The sequence below is a fragment of the Pseudorhodobacter sp. W20_MBD10_FR17 genome (assembly GCF_052119765.1).
Classification (GTDB): Bacteria; Pseudomonadota; Alphaproteobacteria; order Rhodobacterales; family Rhodobacteraceae; genus Pseudorhodobacter.
On record NZ_JBGQOQ010000001.1, the window covers coordinates 50,822 to 69,176 of the forward strand.

General features: G+C 58.8%; 24 protein-coding genes. 10 read left to right on the plus strand and 14 right to left on the minus strand.

Annotation, left to right across the window (positions count from 1 at the left end):
- Positions 1–45: 45 nt before the first annotated feature.
- From epmA to ACEN2J_RS00305, 4 genes are all read left to right on the plus strand, one after another.
- Positions 46–1,086, plus strand: coding sequence for an EF-P lysine aminoacylase EpmA (gene epmA, locus ACEN2J_RS00290; RefSeq protein ID WP_442102320.1), 1,041 nt, complete (start codon positions 46–48; stop codon positions 1,084–1,086).
- Positions 1,087–1,251: 165 nt separating this feature from the next.
- Entirely contained in the window at positions 1,252–1,875 is a 624-nt protein-coding gene (pgsA, locus tag ACEN2J_RS00295) for a CDP-diacylglycerol--glycerol-3-phosphate 3-phosphatidyltransferase (protein WP_442102321.1), read from the plus strand.
- Positions 1,872–2,120: a molybdopterin converting factor subunit 1 gene (moaD, locus tag ACEN2J_RS00300; protein WP_442102322.1), complete on the plus strand. Its 249-nt coding sequence runs from the start codon at positions 1,872–1,874 to the stop codon at positions 2,118–2,120. Before pgsA ends, moaD begins: the two co-directional genes overlap by 4 nt.
- A 4-nt stretch (positions 2,121–2,124) precedes the next feature.
- The gene (locus ACEN2J_RS00305) at positions 2,125–2,568 is read left to right on the plus strand and encodes a molybdenum cofactor biosynthesis protein MoaE (RefSeq protein WP_442102323.1); all 444 of its coding nucleotides are present in this window, start codon (positions 2,125–2,127) and stop codon (positions 2,566–2,568) included.
- A gap of 1 nt (position 2,569) precedes the next feature.
- On the opposite strand, the gene ACEN2J_RS00310 is transcribed toward ACEN2J_RS00305, so the two are convergent.
- The 8 genes from ACEN2J_RS00310 to ACEN2J_RS00345 all read right to left on the minus strand — a co-directional run bounded on the left by ACEN2J_RS00310 (position 2,570) and on the right by ACEN2J_RS00345 (position 9,530).
- Positions 2,570–2,911: a DUF2794 domain-containing protein gene (locus tag ACEN2J_RS00310; RefSeq protein WP_442102324.1), complete on the minus strand. Its 342-nt coding sequence runs from the start codon at positions 2,909–2,911 to the stop codon at positions 2,570–2,572.
- 36 nt (positions 2,912–2,947) lie between these two features.
- The gene (locus ACEN2J_RS00315) at positions 2,948–3,577 is read right to left on the minus strand and encodes an ATP-binding cassette domain-containing protein (RefSeq protein ID WP_442102325.1); all 630 of its coding nucleotides are present in this window, start codon (positions 3,575–3,577) and stop codon (positions 2,948–2,950) included.
- Positions 3,574–5,247 carry an ABC transporter permease gene (locus ACEN2J_RS00320; protein ID WP_442102327.1) on the minus strand — a complete coding sequence of 558 codons (1,674 nt, stop codon included), beginning with the start codon at positions 5,245–5,247 and terminating at the stop codon, positions 3,574–3,576. Before ACEN2J_RS00320 ends, ACEN2J_RS00315 begins: the two co-directional genes overlap by 4 nt.
- Before the next feature lie 29 nt (positions 5,248–5,276).
- Complete coding sequence (locus ACEN2J_RS00325; protein ID WP_442102329.1) at positions 5,277–6,467, minus strand: ABC transporter substrate-binding protein; 1,191 nt, start codon at positions 6,465–6,467, stop codon at positions 5,277–5,279.
- A gap of 12 nt (positions 6,468–6,479) precedes the next feature.
- Positions 6,480–7,088, minus strand: a complete 609-nt coding sequence (locus ACEN2J_RS00330; RefSeq protein WP_442102330.1) for a CDP-alcohol phosphatidyltransferase family protein — start codon at positions 7,086–7,088, stop codon at positions 6,480–6,482.
- A gap of 154 nt (positions 7,089–7,242) precedes the next feature.
- Positions 7,243–8,376: a CaiB/BaiF CoA transferase family protein gene (locus ACEN2J_RS00335; RefSeq protein ID WP_442102332.1), complete on the minus strand. Its 1,134-nt coding sequence runs from the start codon at positions 8,374–8,376 to the stop codon at positions 7,243–7,245.
- 3 nt (positions 8,377–8,379) lie between these two features.
- Complete coding sequence (locus tag ACEN2J_RS00340; protein WP_442102683.1) at positions 8,380–8,961, minus strand: DsbA family protein; 582 nt, start codon at positions 8,959–8,961, stop codon at positions 8,380–8,382.
- Positions 8,962–8,996: 35 nt separating this feature from the next.
- Positions 8,997–9,530 carry a DUF721 domain-containing protein gene (locus ACEN2J_RS00345; RefSeq protein WP_442102333.1) on the minus strand — a complete coding sequence of 178 codons (534 nt, stop codon included), beginning with the start codon at positions 9,528–9,530 and terminating at the stop codon, positions 8,997–8,999.
- Positions 9,531–9,611: 81 nt separating this feature from the next.
- Between ACEN2J_RS00345 and mutY the strand changes: the two genes are divergently transcribed.
- Positions 9,612–10,634 (plus strand): A/G-specific adenine glycosylase, encoded by a 1,023-nt coding sequence (gene mutY, locus ACEN2J_RS00350; protein ID WP_442102335.1) that lies wholly within the window; start codon positions 9,612–9,614, stop codon positions 10,632–10,634.
- A gap of 45 nt (positions 10,635–10,679) precedes the next feature.
- Positions 10,680–11,819: an alkane 1-monooxygenase gene (locus ACEN2J_RS00355; protein ID WP_442102336.1), complete on the plus strand. Its 1,140-nt coding sequence runs from the start codon at positions 10,680–10,682 to the stop codon at positions 11,817–11,819.
- Between the two features lie 98 nt (positions 11,820–11,917).
- Here the strand turns inward: ACEN2J_RS00355 and ACEN2J_RS00360 are convergent, their stop codons facing one another.
- The 3 genes from ACEN2J_RS00360 to ACEN2J_RS00370 form a co-directional block, all read right to left on the minus strand.
- The gene (locus ACEN2J_RS00360) at positions 11,918–13,048 is read right to left on the minus strand and encodes a site-specific DNA-methyltransferase (protein WP_442102338.1); all 1,131 of its coding nucleotides are present in this window, start codon (positions 13,046–13,048) and stop codon (positions 11,918–11,920) included.
- Between the two features lie 86 nt (positions 13,049–13,134).
- Positions 13,135–13,773, minus strand: a complete 639-nt coding sequence (locus tag ACEN2J_RS00365; protein WP_442102339.1) for a ribonuclease HII — start codon at positions 13,771–13,773, stop codon at positions 13,135–13,137.
- A 142-nt stretch (positions 13,774–13,915) separates the two neighbouring features.
- Positions 13,916–14,452 carry a hypothetical protein gene (locus ACEN2J_RS00370; RefSeq protein WP_442102341.1) on the minus strand — a complete coding sequence of 179 codons (537 nt, stop codon included), beginning with the start codon at positions 14,450–14,452 and terminating at the stop codon, positions 13,916–13,918.
- 224 nt (positions 14,453–14,676) lie between these two features.
- On the opposite strand from ACEN2J_RS00370, the gene ACEN2J_RS00375 reads away from it, so the two are divergent.
- From ACEN2J_RS00375 to ACEN2J_RS00390, 4 genes are all read left to right on the plus strand, one after another.
- Positions 14,677–14,967: a hypothetical protein gene (locus tag ACEN2J_RS00375; protein WP_442102342.1), complete on the plus strand. Its 291-nt coding sequence runs from the start codon at positions 14,677–14,679 to the stop codon at positions 14,965–14,967.
- Complete coding sequence (locus ACEN2J_RS00380) at positions 14,939–15,643, plus strand: winged helix-turn-helix domain-containing protein (RefSeq protein ID WP_442102343.1); 705 nt, start codon at positions 14,939–14,941, stop codon at positions 15,641–15,643. The genes ACEN2J_RS00375 and ACEN2J_RS00380 overlap by 29 nt, the downstream gene beginning before the upstream one ends.
- A 61-nt stretch (positions 15,644–15,704) precedes the next feature.
- Complete coding sequence (locus tag ACEN2J_RS00385) at positions 15,705–16,283, plus strand: hypothetical protein (RefSeq protein ID WP_442102344.1); 579 nt, start codon at positions 15,705–15,707, stop codon at positions 16,281–16,283.
- Positions 16,284–16,353: 70 nt separating this feature from the next.
- On the plus strand, positions 16,354–16,806 hold the full coding sequence (locus ACEN2J_RS00390; protein WP_442102346.1) for a GNAT family N-acetyltransferase: 453 nt from the start codon (positions 16,354–16,356) through the stop codon (positions 16,804–16,806).
- Between the two features lie 6 nt (positions 16,807–16,812).
- Here ACEN2J_RS00390 and ACEN2J_RS00395 read toward each other — a convergent pair whose 3' ends face one another.
- The 3 genes from ACEN2J_RS00395 to ACEN2J_RS00405 are packed head-to-tail and all read right to left on the minus strand — an operon-like array spanning position 16,813 to position 18,353.
- Complete coding sequence (locus ACEN2J_RS00395) at positions 16,813–17,205, minus strand: CBS domain-containing protein (protein WP_442102347.1); 393 nt, start codon at positions 17,203–17,205, stop codon at positions 16,813–16,815.
- The gene (locus tag ACEN2J_RS00400) at positions 17,202–17,366 is read right to left on the minus strand and encodes a hypothetical protein (RefSeq protein WP_442102348.1); all 165 of its coding nucleotides are present in this window, start codon (positions 17,364–17,366) and stop codon (positions 17,202–17,204) included. Before ACEN2J_RS00400 ends, ACEN2J_RS00395 begins: the two co-directional genes overlap by 4 nt.
- Positions 17,367–17,378: 12 nt before the next feature.
- Positions 17,379–18,353: an FAD:protein FMN transferase gene (locus ACEN2J_RS00405; RefSeq protein WP_442102350.1), complete on the minus strand. Its 975-nt coding sequence runs from the start codon at positions 18,351–18,353 to the stop codon at positions 17,379–17,381.
- Between the last annotated feature and the right edge of the window lie 2 nt (positions 18,354–18,355).

Genomic DNA, 18,355 nt, shown 5'->3' on the forward strand with positions numbered 1-18,355 from the left:
CATTAGCCTATCTTGGCCGAAATCTCCAGATGAAAGGCGCAAAACATGGCAAATCCTGCAAACTGGTGGCACCCAGCCCAACACGAAGGCCGCCGCCCCGCCCTTCTGGCCCGCAACCGCATCCAAGCTGCGCTGCGTGGCTGGCTTGCTACCCAAGATTTCATTGAGGTAGACCCCGCCGCTCTCGCCGTCAGCCCGGGAAATGAGGCGCATCTGCATGCGTTCCAAACAACGGCGATCGGCAATGACGGCACGCCGCAGCAAATGTACCTTCACACCTCGCCCGAGTTCGCGATGAAAAAGCTGCTGGCAGCGGGCGAGAAACGCATCCATGCCTTTGCCCATGTCTGGCGCAACCGCGAACGCGGGGCCTTGCACTCGCCCGAATTTACGATGCTCGAATGGTACCGCGTCGGCCAAGATTACAGCGTATTGATGGATGATTGCGCGACGTTCCTGCAACTGGCCACACAGGCCGCAGGCAGCACCAAACTGCGCTACAAATCGCATGAATGCGACCCAAACCTGCCCTACCACCGCCTCTCGGTCGCTGATGCCTTTACCCAACATGCGGGCATCGACCTGCTATCCACCATCCACCCCGATGGCGCCACCGATGCCCCCGCCCTTGCTGCGCAAATGACCGCGCAAAACCTGCGCCATGCCCCCGATGATACATGGTCCGACATGCTCTCGCGCATCCTGTCGGAACGGGTCGAGCCCCACCTCGGCCATACCCGCATCACCATGCTCGACCGCTATCCTGTGCCCGAGGCCGCCCTCGCCCGCCCTTGCCCCGATGACCCGCGCTGCGCCGAGCGGTTTGAGGTCTACGCCTGCGGGGTCGAGCTTGCCAACGGCTTTGGCGAACTGACCAACGCCACCGAGCAACGCAAACGCTTTGCCGCTGAAATGGATGAAAAACAGCGCGTCTACGGCCACCGCTACCCGCTGGACGAAGATTTCCTGAACGCCCTCGCCCACATGCCTGATGCATCAGGTATCGCGATGGGGTTTGACCGCCTCGTCATGCTCGCCACCGCCGCCCCCAGCATCGACCATGTCATCTGGGCCCCTGTGCCTTAGCCACTTTCTGTTCGGCTCAAATATCCTCGGGGGGGAAGGCTGTGCCGGAACGGCATAGCCGGATTGGGGGCAGAAGGCCCCCTCCCTATTTTGACGCATCCAATCCGCCCAACAAATCTGAATTTCCCCTTCCCCCCGCGCGCCGCCTAGGCTACCAATCAACACATGAAGTGGACGTTGCCAAACACCCTTACCGTCCTGCGCCTGCTCGCCGCCCCCGGTGTTGCGGTCATGTTTCTGTATTTCCACCGCCCATGGGCCGATTGGTTTGCGCTCGGGCTGTTCATTACAGCCGCAATCACCGATTTTTTTGACGGATACCTCGCAAGGCTCTGGAAACAAGAAAGCAAATTCGGGGCCATGCTCGACCCGATTGCCGACAAGGCAATGGTAGTGATCGCGATTATGGTCATCACCGGTTATTCTGGCATGAACCCTTGGCTTATCCTGCCTGCCGCCGTGATCCTGTTTCGCGAAGTGTTCGTCTCGGGGCTGCGCGAATTTCTGGGTGACAAGGCAGGCCTGCTCAAGGTCACCAAACTCGCCAAGTGGAAAACCACGGCTCAAATGGTCGCCATCGCGGTCTTGTTCCTCGGCACCGGCCTTGCCTTTATGGAGGATGGGCGCCCACCCCGCGCCGGTGAAGGCGAGCTGAGGGCCATCCTCTCTCCTGCCACTATGGCCACCCATACCGGCATGGTCCTGATCTGGATCGCAGCAATTCTGACCGCCGTTACCGGCTTGGATTATTTCCGCAAGGCACTTCCCTATTTGAAAGACGATACATGATCGACGTGCTCTATTTCGCATGGGTCCGTGAACGTATCGGCCTGCCGCGCGAAAAAGTTGAAACGCATGCCGCCACCGTCGCCGACCTAATTGCCGAACTGTCGGCGCGCGAAGATCGCTACGCCCTTGCCTTTGCCGACCTGTCGTCGCTGCGCGTGGCGCTGGATCAGGAGCTCGCAGATTTTGACAGCCCGCTTGCAGGCGTGCGCGAAATCGCCATTTTCCCACCGATGACAGGGGGCTAAGCCCATGCGCATCACCGTTCAATCCGATCCGTTCGATATGGGCGCCGAATCCAACGCCTTCGCCAAAACCGCGCAAGGGGCTGGCGCTATCGTCACTTTTACCGGCATCACACGCGACAGCGCAAACGCCGATCTGGACGTGATGGAGATCGAGCATTACCCCGGCATGACCGAACGCGCCCTAACCACCATTGCCGAGCAAGCCATGCAACGCTGGCAGTTGGCCGATTGTCTGATCATCCACCGTTACGGCAGGCTTGCCCCCAATGATCCGATCATGATGGTGGCCACAGCATCGCGCCATCGCGCCGATGCCTTTGCCGCCGCCGAATACTTGATGGATTACCTGAAATCCCGCGCGCCGTTCTGGAAAAAAGAAATCACCAAATCGGGCACAGATTGGGTCGCCGCCCGTGCCGAGGATGAGGCAGCGTTAAAACGTTGGTAACTTAATCAATGGGGCGGATCAGCTTGCGCTCTAACACCCGCAGCACCATCGCCAGATCATGGCCGCGCCGCAACACTTTCCCGTCCATACCGACAACCGAATACATGCCCTGCCGGTTGCGCAGCTTGGGCCGTTTTTCAATCCGGTACAAAGGTGTTTCCGCCGTACGCCGAAACACCGAAAACACGGCAAATTCACGCAGCGCCGAAATGCCGTAATCGCGCCACTCGCCACAGGCGACCATCCGGCCATATAGCGACAAAATCACGCCCAACTCGCGCCGATCAAAGCTGACCTGCTCGGTAATATGTGGGTGAAACGGAATTGGCGGCTCTGCACTCATGCGCACCAGCCTAGCCTTGAAAATTTGCAAATCAAGTTAAAGCTGCACCACCACGCCGCCCGCGGCTTCGGCATCCGAGGCATCATGCGTCACCATCAGCCCCGGAATGGCGCGGCTGCGCAAATGCTCAAACACAAAGCCACGGATCTCGGCCCGCAGTTCGGCATCCAGTCTTGAGAACGGCTCATCCAACAGCAACGCCTGCGGCTCTGCCAACAACGCCCGCATCAACGCTGCCCGCGCCCGTTGCCCGCCTGACAGCGTAGCAGGGTCGCGGTCTGCAAAACCTGCCAGCCCTGCTTGCCCTAACGCTTCGAGAACCGCCTGCGCCCGCGCCGCACCGCGCACCGACCGCGCAAGCCCAAAGGCCAGATTATCGCCGACCGACAAATGTGGAAACAGCAGCGCATCTTGGAACAAAACCCCGATTCGCCGCGCCTCGGCAGGCTGCGCCAACACATCGCGCCCATCCAGCCGCACGGCACCCGATACCACAAACCCATGCGCCAAATGCCCGCCAATCGCATCCAGCAGCGTCGATTTGCCAATACCCGAAGGCCCCATCAGCGTGGCAACCTCACCCGCAGCGACCTGCAAAGTAATCGCTTTAAACAACGGCTTGCCGCCCTTTGGCCCGACAGTCACATCTTTTAACTCAAGGCTCATCCCGCCCCTCCTAATAAGCCGCGGCGGTTACGGTACACAAAGGCGGGCACCAACAGTGCCGCGCCATAGGCCAAAAATGGCAAGCCCGCCTGCAATACCGCATAAACCCCTACAACGCGCCTGTCCGAACCCGACGCCAGCGTCACCGCCTCGGTCGTCAGAGTAGCCACGCGGCCGGCGCCCATAAACAACGTCGGCAAATATTGCGCCACCGACACCGAAAACCCGATCGCCGCTGCCACCATGACCGGACGCACCAGCATCGGCAATTTCACCGCAAACAACCGCCGCCATGGACCCGCCCCAAGCGCGGCTGCCGCCCGCACATGTTGGCAATCCAGCGCACGCCACGGGTCCGACAACGCAATCATTACATAGGGAAACACAAACAGCATTTGCGCCCAAATCACCGCCACCATCCCGCCGCTAATGCCGATGTGCAAAAACAGCACGTTCAACCCATACAGAAACCCGATCTGCGGCACCAACAGCGGCAAATAAATCAATGCCTGCGCCCAGCCTGCCCGCGCCCTGCGCGCGCGGTCCTCGCCCTCAAGCCATGCGACTGCAAGCAAAAGTGACGCGGCGGTCGTGCAAACCCCGATGATCAGGCTTGCTTGCAACGCCCGCCCCCAACCGCCACTGGGGGCCATCCAGCCCTTTAACGACCAGCTTTGCGGCAAGGCTTGCGGAAACGACCAGCGCCACGCAAAAGACCACACAACCAACCCCAACAAGGCCAGCGCCCCCAGCAGCATCAACCCCATCACCACGCCGCTTGCCGCCCACAGCCCAGGTTCGGCCCGATGCCCGCGCCCACCGCGCCGCAGCCACCAAAGGCCCCAATGCTTGGCCAAACCTTCGGCCCCGATCCACGCAGCAATGGCCGCCGCCACGATGCCGGCCTGCAACAGTGCCGCTGCCGAGGCAGGCAAGATCAACGCAATATCGGGCGATGAAAACCACCGCACAATTGCCACAGCCAAGGTCGGCGGGTTCGATGGCCCAAGGATAATCGCCATATCCACCACCGACAAAGCAAAGGCCAGAACGATAAAAATAGGCAATTTTATCAAGGGGTAAACCTGCGGCATGATGACCTTTACCCAAACCACCCCTCGCCCATAGCCCAGCGCCCGCCCCGCCGCTAAATGCTGGCGCACCGGCAACTGCCCCAGCGCCGAACCAATCACTAACAACAAAAACGGCACCTCTTTGATCAGCAAACCGATCATCAAGGCCACGCCCCAACCGTCATTCACCGTCGCCAAATCCGGCGGCCGCACCCAACCGGTCAGCATGGGCGAGACCATTCGCGCAATCCAACCCGAGGGTGCCAGCAAAAACGCCAGCCCAATCGCCAACGCGGCATGCGGCGCTGCCAAAAATGGCATCAGCAAACGCCCCATCGCCGCATGCTGCAACCGCCCATGCATCAAGGCGCAAAACCCAACCGCCAGCACCAGCGCCAAGACGGTCGAGCCCAAGCCCGTCACCAAGGTAAGCCGCAAACTGGTGCTAAACCCCGGCAAATGCAGCAACTGCATCCATGGCGCAAAAGACCAATCGACCGCGCCAATCGCAGGCAAAACCCCAAAGGCGGCCTGCGCTGTTTGCGCGAACCCCGCCAAAATGGGCAGCACAACGCCGCCCAATAGAATAACGGCCACGACAGCCCTTAGCGCGCGGCCGTCACCCTTCATTTTGTATAGCGTTCGCCCCAAGCCGCGACCAGTTTGGTCATCCAGCTTGCATGTGGTTCCAGCAAAGTCGGCCCCAAATCCTGCAATTTTGGCAAAGCGGGTGAAGACGGCAAGGCCGCAAAGACTGCCGCCTCATCCGCACTTAACTTGGCAGGATCAAGCACCGAGAAACTGCCAAGCACATCGATGTTTTGCTGATGCGCCTGTGTGGCGGGGTCTAGCAAAAAGTTCGCCACAACCTCGGCCCCTTCACGGTTTGCGGCATTATACGGGATCGCCACAAAGGAAATATTCCCGATGCTGCCACCCTGCGGTACAAACACCCGCGCGGTATCGGGCAACAGACCTTCGGCAATCGCACCCGCCGCCGAGGCAGGGTCGAACGAGACGCCAAAATCAACCTCGCCGTCATTCAACAACTGTTGCTGCACGGATTCGTTTTCTGGGAATGTTTTACCCTCACGCCACATAAAGGGGCGCATCGCATCGTACCACTCCCACAAAGGCGCAGTTGCCGTCGCAAAGGCCGCATCGGTGACAGGCTGCTGCAAGGCCGCCTTATCGGGCGCAAATTCAACCAAGGCTTGCTTTAAAAACGTAGCGCCCATGAAATTGCTGACATCGGGGTGCGTTACCCGGCCCGGAAAGGTTTGGGCATAGTCCAAAAACCCGGCCATGTCGCGCGGCACATCAGTGACGACGGCACTGTCATAGGTGAACACAAACCGCGCCAAACGCCACGCGCTCTCATACCCCTCAACCGGTACGGTAAAATCAACCGCCGCCGCCGCGTCCGGCCCCAAATCGAGATATTTTGCGTTCGGCAGATCGGCCGCAAACGGCCCGTGCAGCAAACCCTGCTCTTTCATCGACAGAAAATTCGGGCCGTTGATCCAAATCATATCGACCGAGCCGCCGCTATCCTTGCCCGCCGCCTTTTCCGAAATCACCTGCGTCACAGCGGTCGCGGTATCGGTCAGCTTAACTTGCTCGACCTTAACACCATATCTTGCTTCGGTCTGCTCACCAACCCAGGCGATAAACGCATTGGTGCGCGCATCGCCGCCCCACGCGTTCCAGTACACCGTCTGGCCGCGTGCCGCGTCCACGGTTTGTTGCCAATCCGCCAGCGCAGGCGTCGCAAGCCCAAGCCCAAGCCCAAGCGCCGCGATCAATAGGGAACGCATAGAGTATCCTCCTTAAACATCAGAAAAAGCACGCCAGCCTTGCAGCCAACGCAAAACAGTCGTCACCATGCAAGCCCCTGCAAAAGCAAAAGCCAGCGGGACAAACCACGCAGGAAACAGACACATCACTGTAAGAACCATGATGGTTTCAAAGCCCTCGGTCAGCCCGCCCAGATAAAAGATACCTTTGGCCGGAAACGCATCCGACTGCATCCCACGCTTGGCCGCGATCACCGCAAAGGCCAAAAAGCTGGACCCTGTGCCGATGAACGCACAGATCAACACTGCCGCCGCCACAGCGTTTTCAGGCGCGGCCAGCGCAAAACCCAAAGGCACTGTTGCGTAGAAAAAGAAATCAAGCGCGATATCAAGGAACGCGCCGCGATCGGTAGCCCCGACATGCCGCGCCATGATACCATCCAAGCCGTCCGCCAAACGATTGGCCAAAATCAGTACCAAGGCCAAGGCGTACCACCCCAGCCACAGCGCAGGCAGCGCCAACAACCCGATGCCAAACCCTACCAACGTAACCTGATCCGCTGCCACACCCCGCGCCACCAACGCCCGCGCCGGCGCATCCAGCACAGCGCGCAACGGCGGAAGAAGAGCAGCATCAATCATCGGGTTCACCTTTTACACGGGTCCCAATGACTAGCCCAACGCAGCCCCGTTTGTCAGCCCCTGACAGTGTTACAATAGCGCACAATCCTGTCAGAAGCGCGTGTGAAAAACGGGCAGAGCCTTCGGCGAGGATATTTGGAAACAGATGATGACGTTAGGCTTTGCCCAAAATCTCATCCTGATGTTCGCCGAGCTTGGGGGCCGCACGGTTCAGCGCCAAATCTGCGCCCGAGAAGGTCATGGGCGAGCGGACGCCTGTTAAACCCTCAGGCTCAATTTGCAGACCGCGCGCAATGACTTGGGGGTCCGCGAACACTTCGGCCAAGTCATTGATCGGGCCGGCGGGCACACCCGCAGCTTCGCAAGCCGCCAAGAGATCGGATTTGCAGCGCTGTTTGGTGGCGCGGGTCAGGGCCTCGGCCAGGGCCACACGGTTGGCGACACGGTCGGCGTTGGTCGCAAATTCGGGCGTAGTACCGAGGGCGGGCAGGCCCAAAAGTTCGCACAAGCGACGGTATTGACCATCGTTGCCCGTGGCGATGATAATCCAGCCATCGGCGCAATCAAAAACTGCATAGGGCGCAAGATTGGGGTGCGCGTTGCCCATCTTTTCAGGTGCGTTACCCGTGGTCAGGTAATTCATCGCTTGGTTCGCCATGATCGACGTAGCGACATCAAGCAAGGCCATATCGATATGCTGGCCTGTGCCCGATGTGTCCCGCTGATGCACCGCCGCCAAAATCGCGGTCGCCGCATAAATGCCGGTAAAGATATCGGTTACCGCGACCCCCACCTTCTGCGGTTGGCCATCGGGTTCGCCAGTTACAGACATCAGGCCCGACATGCCTTGGATAATGAAATCATAGCCCGCACGATGCGCATAGGGGCCGGTTTGGCCAAATCCGGTGATCGAGCAATAAATCAAACGCGGGTTCACGGCGGCAAGGCTGGCATAGTCGAGCCCGTATTTCGCAAGGCCGCCGACCTTAAAATTCTCAATCACCACATCGGCATCGGCGATCAGGCGGCGCACGGTTTCCTGCCCCGCAGGGGTACGAAAATCAACCGTTACTGATTTTTTACCACGGTTGGTTGCGTGGAAATAGGCGGCCGAACGGTCGCCCTCACGGTCGACAAAGGGTGGGCCCCAGCGGCGGGTATCATCGCCTTCCGGGGCCTCGACCTTAATCACATCCGCGCCCAAATCGGCCAGCGTTTGACCAGCCCAAGGGCCAGCCAAAATCCGCGCCAGTTCGATGACTTTCAGGCCTTTGAGCGGGGCATCCATACCTTACTTTGCCAATTCGGCGTCAAGCAGCGCCTTCAGGTCGGCATAGTTCATATTGCTGTGCTTGACCCCGTTCAGAACGAAAGACGGTGTCGAGTTGATGTCATCCGCCTCACTATCCTTTTGGAACTTGGCCACCATCGCTTGGGCCATTGCAGCATCGTTCAGGCACACGTCCATGGCCGCATCATCCAAACCGGCAGTCCGGCCCAAGCGACGCAAATTCTCAATAATCACGGCTGGGTCTTGCGATGAGGCCCATTCTTTCTGGGTCGAATAGATCAAATCCTGAATGCCAAAATAGCGCAGATCACCGCCGCAGCGCGCAATCATCGCCGCCCAGAGGCCATAACGATCAAAGAACACCTCACGGTAGACGAACTTGATCTTACCAGTGTCGATGTAATCGCGCTTTAGGTCCTTGAACACTTCAGTGTGGAAATTTGCGCAATGCGGGCAGGTGTAGGACGCATATTCCGTCAACACGACCTTCGAATCGAGGTTGCCGATCATCATATCCGGCACGTCTGGCACCACAGGCGCCGCAGCATCTTGTGCCCAAACCGGGGCCGCAGCAACAGCCATAGCAGCAGCAAGGGCGATGGAAAATTCTCTACGGTTCATGTTCTGCCTCTTTGTGATTTCGCCCGAGATAAGTAGTTTTCTGTTAGATTTTCAAGGGCCTCTCTCAACGCATTATCGTGAACACCCTCAGCGGCCTTATGGGCTTGGGCCTTTATCGCGGGGTCAGGCGGCACTATTTTCTTGGGTGCATGGCCAAATTCGGCCTGCCCTTCGGCAAACCCGCTTGGTGCGGTTTGCGTCACCATTATGCGCGAAATCGCGGCATAACCGTAACAGGCATTTACCTTTTCCTTGATCGCAGGCAGTTGCATCTGCAACATCGGGCCGTTCGCAGATGTCGTCAGCAGCGTCAGCGTCGCCCCCATCCCGCCCTTGGCATAGCCCACTTTCACCGGCCGCGTCACCGCCGCCAAATCAGTGCCGACAATTTCAGCCCAAGCCGTCAGCAACCGCGTCACCGCGAATCCCCGTGCCTCACCCGCCGTGCGGATACGCTCTTTCAACAGCGTTGACGCCGCCTGAAACCCACGTGATCTCGATCTAAACTGGCTGCCTCTTGGCTGCTTCATCTGGTCATTTCCCCACTTCCCCCTATCTTAGCGCAGATGGCCCCGCGTGCCAGCAAGAAACACCATAAAAAGGCAGCCATAATGCAACAAGAGGCCGCAGCCCTGCTGAACTGGTACGATGCCAATGCGCGGAAAATGCCGTGGCGCACCCCGCCGCACAGCGATCAGCGCCCCGATCCCTACCGCATCTGGTTGTCCGAGGTGATGCTGCAACAAACCACAGTGGCCGCCGTGCGCGACTATTTTAACCGCTTCACCACGCGCTGGCCGACCGTTACCGCGCTAGCGATGGCTGAGGATGCCGATGTCATGGCCGAATGGGCTGGCCTTGGCTATTATGCCCGCGCCCGTAACCTGCTAAAATGCGCCCGTGCGGTCCATGATTTGGGCAGCTTCCCGGCGACCTACGCCGACCTCATCAAGCTCCCTGGTATCGGCCCCTATACCGCCGCCGCCGTGGCCTCAATTGCGTTTGATGAGCCCGCGACAGTGGTTGATGGTAATGTCGAACGCGTCATCGCGCGGCTGTTTAACATCCACACCCCCCTGCCCAGCGCGAAACCCGAACTGACAGCGTTGGCGACGACGCTGACGCCGCAGTCGCGCCCCGGTGATTACGCCCAAGCCGTGATGGATTTGGGTGCCACAATTTGCACCCCGCGCAACCCTGCCTGCGGCATCTGCCCGCTACGCCCCTTTTGCGCGGCGCAGCCGCAAGGCACCCAGACCTCCCTGCCCTTTAAGACCCCGAAACCGGAAAAGCCGACGCGGCAAGGCACGCTTTGGCTGGCCCGCGCCCCTGATGGAAAATGGTTGGTCGAAGAGCGCCCCACCAAGGGCCTGCTGGGTGGCACGATCGGGTTTCCGGGCAATGGGTGGGATACCAAATCGCACCACGATGCCGCCCCCATCACCGCCAACTGGCAAGATATGGGTCAGATCAAACACACTTTTACCCATTTTCACGCGGTCCTGACTGTGCTTGCCGCCACCACTTCGGCGCAACCAGATCACGGGATGTTTCAGCCCGTTAACCCTGAAAATCTGCCAACTTTGATGCGCAAAGCCTATGATCTTGCGTCCGCAGCACTTTTGCCTCGTTGACCAGCCCCACCTCGGCGTCCATCATCCACCCCCAAAAGGTGCACTATGAAAACCATTCCCGCCGCTGATATCACCCGTATCAACCACGCCTTGCCCTTCTGGCTCTCGCTTGCGCTTGTGCCTGTGGCAGTTGTCAGTGCGCTTTGGGGCGGCTGGTGGGTGGCGCTGATGCCTTTCGCCTCTTGGGGCATGTTCTCGCTGTTAGATGCGATCACAGGCCGCAACACTAATAACGCCGATCTGGAAACCCCCGAGTCGGGACTGCAATGGTACCGCGCGATCACGCTCATCTGGTTTCCGGTGCAATTTGCCTTGCTGGTCTGGCTGCTCTACTACGTCCCCCGCGCCGACCACCTTGGCATGATTGAATCCATCATGATCTTTTTCGGCATGGGCGTGATTTCCGGCACCATCGGCATCAATTACAGCCACGAGCTTATGCACCAAAAATCTGCGGTCGAGCGTTGGCTGGCTGATCTTCTCCTCGCCTCCGTCCTCTATTCCCATTTCCGCAGTGAGCATCTGCGCGTTCATCACCTTTATATCGGCACGCCGCGCGACCCCGTCACCGCCCGCTATAATGAGGGCTTTCACCGGTTTTTTCCGCGCGTTCTGTGGCAATCTGTTGTGTCCAGCTGGAAGGCCGAAAAGGCGATGCTCGCGCGCCGCAACTTGGCCCCAACCCACCCCAGCAACCCGTTCTGGCGCTACGCCGCGCTGCAAATCGGCATGCTCGCCCTTGCCTTTACACTTGGCGGTTGGGTCGGGCTTGGGCTGTTTGTCTATCAGGCGGTCGTGGCAATCTGGCAGTTAGAGTTGGTGAATTATATTGAGCACTACGGCCTCACGCGTCGTCACCTCGGCGATGGTAAATACGAACATGTCATGCCCCGCCATTCATGGAACGCCGATCACCGCGCGTCAAACTGGTTGCTGATCAACCTGCAACGCCATTCTGACCACCACTACAAACCAGACCGCCGCTTTCCCTTGCTGCAAACCTACACGGCCGAGGATGCGCCGCAACTGCCCTATGGCTATCCGATTATGACCACAGCCGCACTGTTCCCGCCGCTGTTCAAACGGGTTATGAACCCCCGCGTCCGCGATTGGCGCCGCAAGTATTACCCCGACATCACCGACTGGCACGCCTATAACAAGGCGCTGAATCCCGCGCCGAGATGAGACGGACGCAGACCAAAAAGCCCGCCATGCACGCACGGCGGGAAGTGGTGTCAGGGACGATCCCTGACACAGGCGGTAAACTGTTATAAAACGGGGGCTTAGTGGGGCCGGCCATCGGCCATTTCAGCCCGGATTTGCTGACGCAGGATATCGATGGAAACCATCTTTCCCTCACGTTTAAAGTGCCAGTAGGTCCAGCCGTTGCAGCTTGGCGCGCCTTCCATGGCAGCGCCAACCTGATGGATAGAGCCTTTCACATCGTTGCCAACAAGCGTGCCGTCAGCGCGAACCTTGGCCTTGTAGCGGTTGCCGATCGAATACAATTCCTCACCCGGACGCAGCATCCCGCGCTCAACAACCTGCCCGAATGGCACCCGTGGCTCGGCACGTTTTGATCCGGTAATCTCCAGCGCCGACGCGTCAAATTTGCGGACCTTGCTGATGCGTTTTTCAGCGACCTTGCGGTAGGCTTCCTCGCGCTCGATCCCGATGAAATCACGGCCTAGCATTTTGGCCACAGCGCCGGTTGTGCCTGTGCCAAAGAACGGATCAAGCACCACGTCACCGGGATTGGTTGTCGCGACCAAAATCCGGTGCAGCAGGCTTTCCGGTTTCTGCGTTGGATGCGCTTTGTCGCCGGCTTCATCTTTCAGGCGCTCATGCCCTGTACAGATCGGCAAAACCCAATCCGACCGCATTTGTACGCCTTCATTCAACGCCTTCAGCGCCTCATAGTTAAAGGTGTATTTCGCGCCCTCATCCCGGCTGGCCCAGATCAGGGTTTCATGGGCGTTGGTCAGGCGCTTGCCGCGAAAGTTCGGCATAGGGTTCGACTTGCGCCAAACCACATCATTTAGCACCCAATAGCCTTGGTCCTGCAAGGTAGCACCAACGCGAAAGATGTTGTGATACGACCCGATCACCCAAAGCGCGCCATTCGGTTTCAGCAACCGTTTCGCCGCCGCCAACCATTCGCGGGTGAATTCGTCATATTTGGCAAAGCTGGAAAACTGGTCCCAATGATCATCAACCGCATCAACCTTGGAATTATCAGGCCGGTGCAAATCACCCTTCAGCTGCAAGTTATAGGGCGGATCTGCGAAAATCAGATCAACCGAGCCCGCAGGCAGGCTGTTCATCTGGTCAATGCAGTCGCCTGCAAGGATCTGATTCAATGGTAGAACTTGTGATTCTGGCGTCTTGGTTGGTGTTTTGGTTTTAATCATCATCTTTGCCTCTGCCCCGCGCATTTTGCGTCGTTTTCTTGGGTCTAAAGATGATTCATTCCTGATTCGCCGTCAAATTCTTTATTGAATCAACTACTTACAGATTTATCTTGATACAAGATATTGTGTACAGGTTTGAACGAACGTCTATGATGCGCGGTCACCCCAAGATTTAGGAGCGCCAACTGATGCTCTTTTGTCGGATATCCGGCGTTTCGATCCCATCCATAGCCCGGAAACTGTTGCGCCAATCCCACCATGATCCGATCGCGTGTCACTTTTGCCACAATCGAGGCCGCTGCGATCGACAAACTTAGCGCATCCCCTTTGATAATCGCTTCGGCCTTGCACGGCATATCGCGCGGCAGCAGGTTTCCGTCGATCAACGCATAATCCGGCGCGTTCGGCAGGCCTTGCAGCGCCCGCACCATCGCAAGATGACTGGCGCGTAGAATGTTCATCACGTCGATTTCCTCAACCGAAGCATGGGCGATGGAAACCTCGCACATCTCCATGATCGCGCCGAACAATGCCTCGCGCCGTTTTGCCGTCAGGGCCTTACTATCGTTCAGGCCCGGCGGCACGCGTCCCGGCAGCAATCGCACGGCTGCGGCGGTCACGGGGCCTGCAAGCGGGCCACGCCCCACCTCATCCACACCGGCAATACACATGGCCCCCCGATTACGGGCGGCGATCTCAAACTGGTCATTGGGGGCTTGTTTTATCATGCGGCAACCAAAGCAAATCGCGCCACAAATGAAAAGGGGGCAGAGGTTGCGTGCTTTGCGCACAGCTTACCTCTGCCCCAAGTTTAGGCGCACACCCGAGGGGACAGAACGCGCCTATACTGGCGGCTCTTAGCGGCTGCTCTTAGCGGCGGCGGCCTTGCGTACGAAAGCCCGAGTTCAGCAGGCAATTCTCGTCATATGCGGTGCGGCCACGGCCAACAGAAATCTCACATTGGCGCGGCAGACGTTGGTCAACACCGGCACGGCGCAGGCAATTTTCGCCATAGGCCACGCTGATATGGCGGCGGTCGCGCACCTCAATCGCGCATTGGGCGGGCAAAACCGCGTCACGGCGATTGCGGTGTGGCTCTTTATAGCGGCGCTGTGGCTCTTCATACCGGCGTGGGGCCTCATACCGGGGCTGGGGCTCACGATGGCTTGGTTGCGTTTGGGGCCGGTGGGGCCGGTGGGGCGCAGTGGCACGACGATCGTCTTTTTCCGTCAACGCCGATCCAACAATTGCGATGGCGGCAATGGCGGCCAAAGCTTTGGCAAAATCATCGCTTTGACGATCGGCAAGGGCCGGAACGGCGGTCGCAGTCATCAAAGCAAAGGCTGTAGCTGTGGCCGCCAAAGTGGCCGTGAAACGGCGGGCGGCATTTGTTTTTAAGAAAGCCATGGTGTGATCCTTTTTAAACGGTCCAGCGCTTGGATTCGCCGAGGTTGATAAGGTCACATTCGGCCCATCCGCTGTTGACAGGCAATATCAGGGCAATGTTATGCGATATCAGGCCCCGTTTTAGGGGTTGATATTGAATAGCAACGCAGTTTCAGGGCAGGTTGGCCACAGGACAACCCACGGAACAAACTCCGCAACAAACGGCAGCGCAGAAGGATCAGACAATGAATGTGAGACAAGGATGTGCCGCTTTGGTGACAGGCCTTTTACTGGCCAGCGCTGCGCAAGCGGAATGTTATGCCGATTATAAAGCCAAGCAAGACAGCCCGTTGCGGCTGCATTATGGCGTGATCGCGCTGCCCGACAATGCCTGCTCTAAAGGGGCGGCAGCGGGCGTGATTGCGCCTAGGCTAGCACAACACGGCTGGACTCTTCTGAACGTCGTCTCCATTTTCGGGCCTGAGGGTCTTGCCGAAAGGAAAGCCAGTGCGGGCGCCTACTACCTCTCCTTCTGATAGCTTGCGGGCAGGTAACCGGGTGGTTGCCGGCGGCATTGCTGCGATTGTTTTGATCTTGCTGGCGGCTGCAGTTTTTCTGTTCATCAACCTGCCCGATGCCAACGCTTTTAATGCGCGGGTTGAGCAGATTTTCGTTGAAAACGACGGGCTGACAACGGGTGCCGAGATTAAGCTTCTGGAAATTCTGGCCCAGTCAGGCACCGCGTTTTCGGATGTTTTGTCCAGCTACCGCGTGGTGATTTTCGTGCTGCTGGTTTTCGCGACCGCATTGATGATCGCCGCCTTGGTTTTTCTGGTAACGATTGTAGCCCTGAACCGGCGGATTTCGGCGATTCAGCGGTCGGGGATTCAGGTATCGAGCCTGCTGATCAGCCGCGAAACCAACGCGGTTTACATCAATGATCTGGAATTCAAGCTGACCGAGGCGGCGATTGAAACGCTGTCGGTTTTGGCAGAGGCGCGGATGGATGACGATGTGATGACCGGCGCACAGATAGAGGGTGTGATTTCAGGCCGCGATTCTTCGGATTGTGAGGAAGCGGCAGGGGCGACGCGGGTGAAACGCCTGCGTGATGCTTTGGGGAATCAGCTGGTATCTGAATTGCTGGTGAAAACGATTGCCCGCAGGGGCTATGTTTTGGCGGTGGGCAAGGATGTGATCCGCATGATGTAACGCCGATTGACGCGCCCCAACCCATACATATATCAAGCAGTTTGAATATAAAGGGGCCACCATGAAACACCGTACGCTTTTGCTGACACTTGGGGTCGTCGCCGTGCTTGGCGGGGCAGCCTATGCCAACCGCTATACGCTGGAACATATGGTGATGTCGCGGATGCACGGCATGGGAATGGGCATGGGGCATATGGGCGGCTTTGGGATGGACCATATGTTCAAAGGCATCGATACCACCCCCGAGGAAGAAGCCGAGCTGCGGGCGATGTTTGAAGGGCATGACAAAATCACCCGCACGGTGGAAAACCTGCCCAACGGCATTCGCACGGTGACCGAAACAACCGACCCTGCCCTGCGCGACCAGTTGGTAACCCATGTGATCGGGATGATCGACCGCGTAGACCAAGGCCGCGACCCGAAGGTGACGATCCAAAGCCTGACGCTGGATATCTTGTTCAAAAACCGTGCATTGATTGTGACGGAAATAGACCCGACCGATACGGGGATTATCATCATCCAAACCTCGGACGATGCCGAAACCGTGGCAGCCCTGCAAAAGCATGCGGCAGAGGTTTCCGATTTGGCCGCGCGAGGGATTATATCGGCGCAAGAGGCGATGATGGCGCGCCATCACTGATGGAGGCGGCCACTGAAGGCCTTGCACGCGCAGGCGTTCCCGCCCAATATCGCGCGAAAAGGAGCGCCTGATGCGTGATGAGGTTGCAATCCGCCCGTTGACCGCTGACGACCATGACGCGTGGCGGCAGCTGTGGACGGACTATCTGACTTTCTATGAAACCTCGGTCAGCGAAGAGGTTTATACGACCTCCTTTGCCCGGATGCTGTCGGGGGCGGCGGGCGAATATAAAGGGCTGGTGGCGGTGGTGGATGGCGAAATTGTCGGCCTCGCGCACTATCTGTTTCACCGCTTTATGTGGACGGTTGAGGATACCTGCTATTTGATGGATCTGTTCACCGCGCCCAGCCAGCGCGGCAAAGGCGTGGCCCGCGCGTTGATAAATGCCGTGCATAGCGAGGCCAAGCGTGGCGGCATCAAGCTGACCTATTGGAACACCCAAGAGAATAACTACAAAGGCCGGATGCTCTATGATCAGGTGGCGACCAAGGTGCCGTTTGTGACCTATGAAAAGACTGATTGAAGTGCGCTAGCCCAGTTCGACCAGCCGTTTCAGAACGGCGCTACGGGTCAGCAGACCCAAGAAACGCGCGCCCTCCAGCACCGGAAACACGCGGTAGGGGTGGGTGTGAAAGGCCTCGGCGGCGGTGATAATGTCGCTGCTAGCGGTAAGTGTGATAACCTTGGCGGTCATGTATTCGGCCACCGTGCCCTTCCATTCCTGATAGTAGCTGGCGTGCAGCGCGGGGCGAAAGCAGTCTTTTTGGCTAAGGATGCCACGCAACGCGCCGCTATCATCCAGCACGGCCGCGGCGGGCAGGTTGTGCTGCACCAACAAGGCCACGGCGCGGCGGATTGGCGTGTCGGGCGTCAGGGTGGGCACGCCTGATTGCAGCAATGCATGCAGGGTTTGTTCGGTCATGGCTGGCCGCCTTTGCGGTTGGGGCAGCCCTCGCAGGCGATGTCTTTGATGCAGGCCATGCCGCCGCACGAACCTTTGACCGGCCCGCGCCCGAACAGGCTGCCAAGCGCAAGGCCAAGGACGGCGAGCAGGATGATACCAAGCGCCAGTAGAATTTCCATTACGCGCGCCCTTTAAAGCAAATGACGGTCAAAGCCGCCGGTGGATTTTTGGTGCAAACTGCCGTTTGTGGTGAATAGAAACAACGCCGCAATGCCATTCTCGGCGGCAAGTTGTGGGGCGGCTTCCTCGGCCGCGGCAAGGGCTGTTGCCCACCCATCGGCCAGCATCGCACTGCTGTGCAGGACTGAGACCGATGCGAGCGTACCTGTGGCAGGCTGGGCAGAATGCGGATTGATGATATGGCCGTAGTCAACGCCGCCCAAGGCATAGCTTTGGGCCCGCAGGCCAGAGGTGGCCACCGACAGGCCCGAGGGCAGCCGCAGCGCTGTAGCGGGCCCAATTCGGGTTTGGCGCGGGTCTTCAATCGCCACATGCCAATCGCGGCCCGAGGGGTGCTGGCCTGCGGATTTCAGCTCCCCCCCAAGGTCGATCAGGAAGGATTGGAGACCCGCGTTTTGCAGGTGCTCGGCCATGCGATCCAGCGCATAGCCTTTGGCAATGCCGCAGAGATCCATGGTCAGGGTCGGATTGTTTTTGTGCAGGCTGTCGCCGGTGGCATGCAAGCCTTGCCACCGATCCACGCCCATGCTTGCCCCTTTTATCGGGCCAAAGCCCCATTGGGCCACCTGAGGGCCGACGGTCGGGTCAAACCAGCCATTGCTGATCTGTGCAAGCGTTAGGGCGGCTTGGGCAACTGTGGTCAATTGGGGCGAGGCGGCGGTCTCTTGGGCCACAGTGTTGAAGCGCGTGATCTCGCTGTCATCGCGCCATGGCGACATTTGCTGGTCAATTTCGGCAAGCAGCGCGTCGATGGCAACGCGGTGGGTTTCAGCATCGGTAGCGTTTGGGGTGGTAATGCGCCACGGGCTGGCAAAGGCTTGGCCTTGAATGGTCTGGGTGGCCGTAGTTTCGGCGCGTGTGGTGCCAGCCCAAAGTGTGGCGCCGATCAGGGCGATCATTTGGCGGCGGGTGGGGTGAAATGGCATCA